Below are 8,594 nucleotides of genomic sequence, written 5' to 3'. Positions count from 1 at the left end.
GAAATCGTTGGTATCAAAGACACCGTTAAGTCTACCTGTACTGGCGTTGAAATGTTCCGCAAACTGCTGGACGAAGGCCGTGCTGGTGAGAACGTAGGTGTTCTGCTGCGTGGTATCAAGCGTGAAGAAATCGAACGTGGTCAGGTACTGGCGAAGCCAGGCTCTATCAAGCCACACACCCAGTTCGAATCTGAAGTGTACATCCTGAGCAAAGATGAAGGTGGTCGTCACACTCCATTCTTCAAAGGCTACCGTCCACAGTTCTACTTCCGTACCACTGACGTGACCGGTACCATCGAACTGCCAGAAGGCGTAGAGATGGTAATGCCAGGCGACAACGTGAACATGGTTGTAACCCTGATTCACCCAATCGCGATGGACGACGGTCTGCGTTTCGCAATCCGTGAAGGCGGCCGTACCGTTGGCGCAGGTGTTGTTGCTAAAGTTATCGCTTAATCGCTGATAAAGTTTGACGCGACACGCGGTAAAAGGGCATCATTTGATGCCCTTTTTCTACGCTGTGAACTAGAACCTATCTCATCAGCGATTTTGCAGTCATAATCATTGGTGAGATGGGCTCTTAAACCGTATTGACTGAAATACGTCATGGCGTAAAACACCGGGATAGCGCTGAAGCGGTATCCGATCGGTTTGGTTTGCCTCGCAATGCGAGGCAAAGTTGTTTGTTCTGAATCATCATTGTGACAGGTTGGTTTATGAGTGCGAATACCGAGGCTCAAGGGAGCGGACGCGGCCTGGAAGCGGCAAAGTGGCTGATCGTCGCCGTTCTGTTGGTTGTGGCTATTGTCGGTAACTATTACTACCGTGATTTAAGCCTGCCATTGCGCGCGCTGGCAGTTGTGCTGATCATCGCCGTTGCAGGTGCAGTGGCTCTGATGACCACCAAAGGCAAAGCCACCGTTGCGTTTGCCCGCGAAGCGCGTACCGAAGTACGTAAAGTGATTTGGCCAACTCGTCAGGAAACGCTACACACCACGTTGATCGTTGCCGCGGTAACCGCCGTGATGTCACTGATTCTGTGGGGGCTGGATGGTATTCTGGTCCGTCTGGTGTCGTTTATTACTGGCCTGAGGTTCTAAAATGTCTGAAGCTCCAAAAAAACGTTGGTACGTCGTTCAGGCGTTTTCCGGTTTTGAAGGTCGCGTAGCACAATCGCTGCGTGAACACATCAAACTGCACGATATGGAAGAGTTGTTCGGCGAAGTGATGGTGCCTACGGAAGAAGTGGTTGAAATCCGTGGCGGCCAACGTCGCAAGAGCGAGCGTAAATTCTTCCCTGGCTACGTGCTGGTGCAGATGGTGATGAATGACGCCAGCTGGCACCTGGTGCGCAGCGTACCGCGCGTCATGGGGTTCATCGGCGGTACGTCTGACCGTCCTGCGCCGATCAGCGATAAAGAAGTTGATGCGATCATGAACCGCCTGCAGCAGGTTGGTGACAAGCCGCGTCCGAAAACGCTGTTCGAACCGGGCGAGCTGGTGCGCGTCAACGACGGCCCGTTTGCCGATTTCAACGGTGTGGTCGAGGAAGTCGATTACGAGAAGAGCCGCCTGAAAGTTTCCGTTTCCATCTTTGGCCGTGCAACGCCGGTGGAACTGGACTTCAGCCAGGTTGAGAAAGGCTGATCGAATAATCAGCAACGAGTGGCCCGTAGCCGCTTGTCAAAGGCGCGAAATTGAACTACAATTTCGCGCCTTTTGTTTTTAGATGCCTTGCCTGATGCATGTTGGGCGGGGTGAAACACGGGGAGCCTCTTGCGAGGCGATACTACCCAAACCGAGGAAATTTAAATGGCTAAGAAAGTACAAGCCTACGTCAAGCTGCAAGTTGCAGCTGGTATGGCGAACCCGAGCCCACCAGTGGGTCCAGCTCTGGGTCAGCAGGGCGTTAACATCATGGAATTCTGTAAGGCATTCAACGCTAAGACTGACAGCGTTGAAAAAGGTCTGCCGATTCCGGTTGTTATCACCGTTTATTCTGATCGCTCCTTCACTTTCGTTACCAAAACCCCGCCAGCAGCAGTTCTGCTGAAAAAAGCGGCTGGTATCAAGTCTGGTTCCGGTAAGCCGAACAAAGACAAAGTAGGTAAAGTGACTCGTGCTCAGGTACGTGAAATCGCAGAAACCAAAGCTGCGGACATGACTGGTTCTGACGTTGAAGCGATGACTCGCTCCATCGAAGGTACCGCTCGTTCCATGGGCCTGGTAGTGGAGGATTAAGAGATGGCTAAGCTGACCAAGCGCATGCGCGTGATCCGTGACAAAGTTGATGCTACTAAACAGTATGACATCGCTGAAGCTGTTGCTCTGCTGAAAGAGCTGGCCACCGCTAAATTCGTAGAAAGCGTTGACGTTGCCGTTAACCTCGGCATCGACGCTCGTAAATCTGACCAAAACGTTCGTGGCGCTACCGTTCTGCCACACGGCACCGGTCGTTCCGTTCGCGTTGCCGTATTTGCCCAAGGCGCTAACGCTGAAGCAGCAAAAGCTGCTGGCGCAGAGCTGGTAGGTATGGACGATCTGGCTGACCAGATCAAGAAAGGCGAAATGAACTTCGACGTTGTTATTGCTTCCCCGGATGCAATGCGCGTTGTAGGTCAACTGGGCCAGATCCTGGGTCCACGCGGCCTGATGCCAAACCCGAAAGTGGGTACCGTTACTCCGAACGTTGCTGAAGCAGTGAAAAACGCTAAAGCAGGTCAGGTTCGCTACCGTAACGACAAAAACGGCATCATCCATACCACTATCGGTAAGGTTGATTTCGACGCAGACAAACTGAAAGAAAACCTGGAAGCCCTGCTGGTTGCGCTGAAAAAAGCAAAACCTTCTCAGGCGAAAGGCATGTACATCAAGAAAGTTAGCCTCTCCACCACCATGGGTGCTGGCGTTGCTATCGATCAGAGCGGTCTGTCTGCTGCAGCGAACTAATCGCATTTGCGATTATCGCTTTGACTTGGGGCCAAGATTTGTCTAGAATCTTATGCCCCAAGGTTTTGCTATTGGCTATGCCGTAGGCAAAACAAAGATTTTTCGGTTGGAGCCTGGCCTATCCAGGCCTCCGTCCAAGACCGCAGGTGTATCGCAAGATACTTAATCCTTCCTGCGTAGACGGTGACAGAGCCTAAGAAAATTTTTCTTTTTTATAAAAGAATGTCTTTGCTGGATTCTGCTCACCGTGTTAAGCCGCTCGGCGTGGCGTTTTACAAAGCGCCGAGTGAAGTGAGTTCCGGGGGATTTTCCCCGGCTAATCCAGGAGCAAAAAGCTAATGGCATTAAATCTTCAAGACAAACAAGCGATTGTTGCTGAAGTCAGCGAAGTAGCCAAAGGCGCGCTGTCTGCGGTTGTTGCGGATTCCCGCGGCGTTACCGTAGATAAAATGACTGAACTGCGTAAAGCAGGTCGTGAAGCTGGCGTTTACATGCGTGTTGTTCGCAACACCCTGATGCGTCGCGTAGTTGAAGGCACTCCATTCGAATGCCTGAAAGACACGTTTGTCGGTCCAACCTTGATTGCATTCTCTCACGAACACCCGGGCGCTGCTGCTCGTCTGTTCAAAGAGTTCGCGAAAGCGAATGCAAAATTCGAGGTTAAAGCTGCGGCCTTTGAAGGTGAGCTGATCCCAGCGGCGCAAATCGACCGCCTGGCGACGCTGCCAACTTACGAAGAAGCGATCGCACGCCTGATGGCAACCATGAAAGAAGCCGCTGCCGGCAAACTGGTTCGCACTCTGGCTGCAGTACGCGATCAGAAAGAAGCGGCGTAAGCCACTCTTTCTTAGCCTTTGCTAACGTATTTAAACTATTTCTGAATTTTAGGAACAATTGTTATGTCTATCACTAAAGACCAAATCCTGGAAGCAGTTGCCGCTATGTCCGTAATGGACGTTGTTGAACTGGTTTCCGCTATGGAAGAAAAATTCGGCGTTTCTGCTGCTGCTGCTGTAGCTGTAGCTGCTGGCCCGGCTGAAGCTGCTGAAGAGAAAACTGAATTCGACGTTATCCTGAAAGCTGCTGGCGCTAACAAAGTTGCTGTTATCAAAGCAGTACGTGGCGCTACCGGCCTGGGTCTGAAAGAAGCTAAAGACCTGGTTGAATCTGCTCCAGCCGCTCTGAAAGAAGGCGTGAGCAAAGATGACGCAGAAGCTCTGAAAAAATCTCTGGAAGAAGCTGGCGCTGAAGTTGAAGTTAAATAAGCCAACCTTTCCGGTTGCAGCCTAGTCTTTTAGGCTGATGGCTGGTGACTTTTTAGTCACCAGCCTTTTTGCGCTGTAGGGCGCCAGTAGCGTTTCACACTGTTTGGCTGCTGGTTTCGCCTCCCAATGTTTGTTTCTATTGACGACTTAATATACCGCGGTCTTTGCACTACCAGGAGTTCTGGGGGAAGACGCGATGAAATGGTTTAAGCGTGATAGCAAGAGACATTGCGGAAAGTGTTCCCGCTTTCCGGTCGACAAAACGGTGTTGCATGAACTGTCCCTAATCGGACGGACAGATTGGGTCACTGATCAGCGAGCTGAGGAACCCTATGGTTTACTCCTATACCGAGAAAAAACGTATTCGTAAGGATTTTGGTAAACGTCCACAAGTGCTGGACATACCATATCTCCTTTCTATCCAGCTTGACTCGTTCCAGAAGTTTATCGAGCAAGATCCAGAAGGGCAGTACGGCCTTGAAGCCGCATTCCGTTCTGTTTTCCCTATCCAGAGCTACAGTGGCAATTCGGAGCTGCAATACGTTAGCTACCGTCTTGGTGAGCCGGTCTTCGACGTCAAAGAGTGCCAGATCCGTGGTGTGACGTTCTCTGCACCGCTGCGCGTAAAACTGCGCCTGGTTATCTATGAGCGCGAAGCGCCTGAAGGTACGGTCAAAGACATCAAGGAACAAGAAGTCTACATGGGCGAAATTCCGCTCATGACCGAAAACGGCACCTTTGTGATCAACGGTACTGAGAGGGTTATCGTATCTCAGTTGCACCGTAGTCCTGGCGTATTCTTCGACAGCGATAAGGGCAAAACCCACTCCTCGGGTAAAGTGCTGTACAACGCACGCATCATCCCTTACCGCGGTTCATGGTTGGACTTCGAGTTCGATCCGAAGGACAACCTGTTCGTGCGTATTGACCGTCGCCGCAAACTGCCTGCGACCATCATTCTGCGCGCGCTGAACTACACCACTGAACAGATCCTCGACCTGTTCTTTGACAAGATCGTCTTCGAAATCCGTGACAACAAGCTGCAGATGGAGCTGGTGCCAGAGCGCCTGCGTGGTGAGACCGCTTCGTTCGACATCGAAGCCAACGGCAAGATCTACGTAGAGAAAGGCCGCCGCATCACCGCTCGTCATATCCGTCAGCTGGAAAAAGACGACATTCAGAGCATTGAAGTACCGGTAGAGTACATCGCGGGCAAAGTGGTCGCGAAAGACTATATCGATACCAATACCGGCGAACTGATCTGCGCAGCCAACATGGAGCTGTCGCTGGATCTGCTGGCCAAGCTGAGCCAGTCCGGCCACAAGCGCATCGAAACGCTGTTCACCAACGATCTGGATCACGGCGCGTATATCTCTGAAACGCTGCGCGTCGATCCGACCACCGATCGTCTGAGCTCGTTGGTAGAAATCTACCGCATGATGCGCCCTGGTGAGCCGCCAACGCGCGAAGCTGCCGAAAGCCTGTTCGAGAACCTGTTCTTCTCCGAAGACCGCTACGATCTGTCCGCGGTTGGCCGTATGAAGTTCAACCGTTCTCTGCTGCGCGACGAGATCGAAGGTTCGGGCATCCTGAGCAAAGACGACATCATCGAAGTGATGAAGAAGCTCATCGATATCCGTAACGGCAAGGGCGAAGTGGACGATATCGACCACTTGGGCAACCGTCGTATCCGTTCCGTCGGCGAGATGGCCGAGAACCAGTTCCGCGTAGGTCTGGTGCGTGTTGAGCGTGCGGTGAAAGAGCGTCTGTCTCTGGGCGATCTGGATACCCTGATGCCTCAGGACATGATCAACGCCAAGCCGATTTCGGCGGCGGTGAAAGAGTTCTTCGGCTCCAGCCAGCTGTCCCAGTTCATGGACCAGAACAACCCGCTGTCCGAGATCACGCACAAGCGTCGTATCTCCGCACTGGGCCCGGGCGGTCTGACCCGTGAGCGCGCCGGCTTTGAAGTTCGAGACGTACACCCGACCCACTACGGCCGCGTGTGCCCAATCGAAACGCCGGAAGGTCCAAACATCGGTCTGATCAACTCCCTGTCCGTGTACGCACAGACTAACGAGTATGGCTTCCTGGAAACCCCGTACCGCCGCGTGCGTGACGGCGTGGTGACCGATGAAATCAACTACCTGTCTGCTATTGAAGAAGGCAACTTCGTTATCGCCCAGGCGAACTCCAACCTGGATGAAGAAGGCCGCTTCGTAGAAGACCTGGTCACCTGCCGCAGCAAAGGCGAATCAAGCCTGTTCAGCCGCGACCAGGTTGACTACATGGACGTATCCACCCAGCAGGTTGTTTCCGTTGGTGCTTCACTGATTCCATTCCTGGAACACGATGACGCCAACCGTGCATTGATGGGTGCGAACATGCAACGTCAGGCCGTACCTACCCTGCGCGCTGACAAGCCGCTGGTTGGTACCGGTATGGAACGCGCCGTAGCGGTTGACTCCGGCGTAACCGCCGTTGCCAAACGCGGCGGTGTGATCCAGTACGTGGACGCTTCCCGTATCGTTATCAAAGTTAACGAAGACGAGATGTACCCGGGCGAAGCAGGTATCGATATTTACAACCTGACCAAGTACACCCGTTCTAACCAGAACACCTGCATCAACCAGATGCCGTGTGTGAATCTGGGTGAGCCAATCGAGCGCGGCGACGTGCTGGCGGATGGCCCATCGACAGACCTGGGCGAACTGGCGCTGGGCCAGAACATGCGCGTAGCGTTCATGCCTTGGAACGGCTACAACTTCGAAGACTCCATCTTGGTCTCCGAGCGCGTGGTGCAGGAAGATCGCTTCACCACCATCCACATCCAGGAACTGGCGTGCGTGTCTCGCGACACCAAGCTGGGGCCTGAAGAGATCACTGCCGACATCCCTAACGTGGGTGAAGCTGCGCTCTCCAAGCTGGATGAATCCGGTATCGTGTATATCGGTGCTGAAGTGACCGGCGGTGACATTCTGGTCGGTAAGGTAACGCCTAAAGGCGAAACCCAGCTGACGCCGGAAGAGAAACTGCTGCGTGCGATCTTCGGTGAGAAAGCGTCTGACGTTAAAGACTCTTCTCTGCGTGTACCGAACGGCGTTTCCGGTACGGTTATCGACGTGCAGGTCTTCACCCGCGATGGCGTGGAAAAAGACAAGCGCGCGTTGGAAATCGAAGAGATGCAGCTGAAGCAGGCGAAGAAAGACCTGACTGAAGAACTGCAGATCCTGGAAGCTGGCCTGTTTGCGCGTATCCACGCGGTGCTGGTTGCCGGTGGCATCGAAGCCGACAAGCTGAGCAAGCTGCCGCGCGATCGCTGGCTGGAACTGGGCCTGACCGACGAAGAGAAGCAAAACCAGCTGGAGCAGCTGGCTGAGCAGTACGACGAACTGAAATCCGACTTCGAGAAGAAGCTGGAAGCCAAGCGTCGTAAGATCACTCAGGGCGACGATCTGGCGCCGGGCGTGCTGAAAATCGTCAAGGTTTATCTGGCCGTTAAACGTCAGATCCAACCGGGTGACAAGATGGCGGGCCGCCACGGTAACAAGGGTGTTATCTCCAAGATCAACCCGATCGAAGATATGCCTTACGATGAAAACGGCACGCCGGTAGACATCGTACTGAACCCGCTGGGCGTACCATCACGTATGAACATCGGTCAGATCCTGGAAACCCACCTGGGTATGGCTGCGAAAGGCATCGGTGAGAAGATCAACCAGATGCTGAAGCAGCAGCAGGAAGTGGCCAAGCTGCGTGAGTTCATCCAGAAGGCCTACGATCTGGGCGACGACGTTTGCCAGAAAGTTGACCTGAACACCTTCAGCGACGACGAAGTGCTGCGTCTGGCAGAGAACCTGAAAAAAGGTATGCCGATCGCAACGCCGGTGTTTGACGGTGCGAAAGAGACTGAAATCAAGCAACTGCTGGAAATGGGCGGTATCCCGACCTCCGGTCAGATCACGCTGTTCGATGGCCGTACCGGTGAGCAATTCGAGCGCCAGGTTACTGTCGGCTATATGTACATGCTGAAACTGAACCACTTGGTTGACGATAAAATGCACGCCCGTTCAACCGGTTCTTACAGCTTGGTGACTCAGCAACCTCTGGGTGGTAAAGCGCAGTTCGGTGGTCAACGCTTCGGTGAGATGGAAGTGTGGGCACTGGAAGCATACGGCGCGGCTTATACCCTGCAGGAAATGCTCACCGTTAAGTCGGATGACGTTAACGGCCGTACCAAGATGTACAAAAACATCGTGGATGGCGACCACCGGATGGAGCCAGGCATGCCGGAATCCTTCAACGTACTGTTGAAAGAAATCCGCTCGCTCGGCATCAACATCGAACTGGAAGACGAGTAATCGTCATGCCGGCTCAGGC

The 8,594-nt window shown here is 53.4% G+C and carries 8 protein-coding genes; all 8 read left to right on the top strand.

Features of this window, described 5'->3' with window-relative positions:
- Positions 1–456 (top strand): EF-Tu/IF-2/RF-3 family GTPase (locus ACJ8HB_RS24585; RefSeq protein ID WP_437153897.1); only part of this gene is annotated, 456 nt, incomplete at its 5' end.
- A gap of 260 nt (positions 457–716) precedes the next feature.
- Positions 717–1,100: a preprotein translocase subunit SecE gene (gene secE / locus ACJ8HB_RS24580; protein WP_004929916.1), complete on the top strand. Its 384-nt coding sequence runs from the start codon at positions 717–719 to the stop codon at positions 1,098–1,100.
- A 1-nt stretch (position 1,101) separates the two neighbouring features.
- Positions 1,102–1,647, top strand: coding sequence for a transcription termination/antitermination protein NusG (gene nusG / locus ACJ8HB_RS24575; RefSeq protein WP_004929914.1), 546 nt, complete (start codon positions 1,102–1,104; stop codon positions 1,645–1,647).
- Between the two features lie 165 nt (positions 1,648–1,812).
- Positions 1,813–2,241 (top strand): 50S ribosomal protein L11, encoded by a 429-nt coding sequence (gene rplK, locus ACJ8HB_RS24570; RefSeq protein WP_015376316.1) that lies wholly within the window; start codon positions 1,813–1,815, stop codon positions 2,239–2,241.
- Between the two features lie 3 nt (positions 2,242–2,244).
- The gene (rplA, locus tag ACJ8HB_RS24565; protein ID WP_033636720.1) at positions 2,245–2,949 is read left to right on the top strand and encodes a 50S ribosomal protein L1; all 705 of its coding nucleotides are present in this window, start codon (positions 2,245–2,247) and stop codon (positions 2,947–2,949) included.
- A gap of 338 nt (positions 2,950–3,287) precedes the next feature.
- Entirely contained in the window at positions 3,288–3,785 is a 498-nt protein-coding gene (gene rplJ / locus ACJ8HB_RS24560) for a 50S ribosomal protein L10 (RefSeq protein WP_004929905.1), read from the top strand.
- 63 nt (positions 3,786–3,848) lie between these two features.
- Entirely contained in the window at positions 3,849–4,214 is a 366-nt protein-coding gene (gene rplL, locus ACJ8HB_RS24555) for a 50S ribosomal protein L7/L12 (protein ID WP_004929903.1), read from the top strand.
- Between the two features lie 332 nt (positions 4,215–4,546).
- Positions 4,547–8,575, top strand: coding sequence for a DNA-directed RNA polymerase subunit beta (rpoB, locus tag ACJ8HB_RS24550; RefSeq protein WP_033636721.1), 4,029 nt, complete (start codon positions 4,547–4,549; stop codon positions 8,573–8,575).
- Positions 8,576–8,594 lie beyond the last annotated feature (19 nt).

The sequence above is a fragment of the Serratia sp. CY27727 genome, from assembly GCF_052169275.1.
GTDB lineage: Bacteria > Pseudomonadota > Gammaproteobacteria > Enterobacterales > Enterobacteriaceae > Serratia > Serratia sarumanii.
Note: the sequence above shows the minus strand (reverse complement) of the source record. Positions and strands in the feature narration are given on the sequence as shown.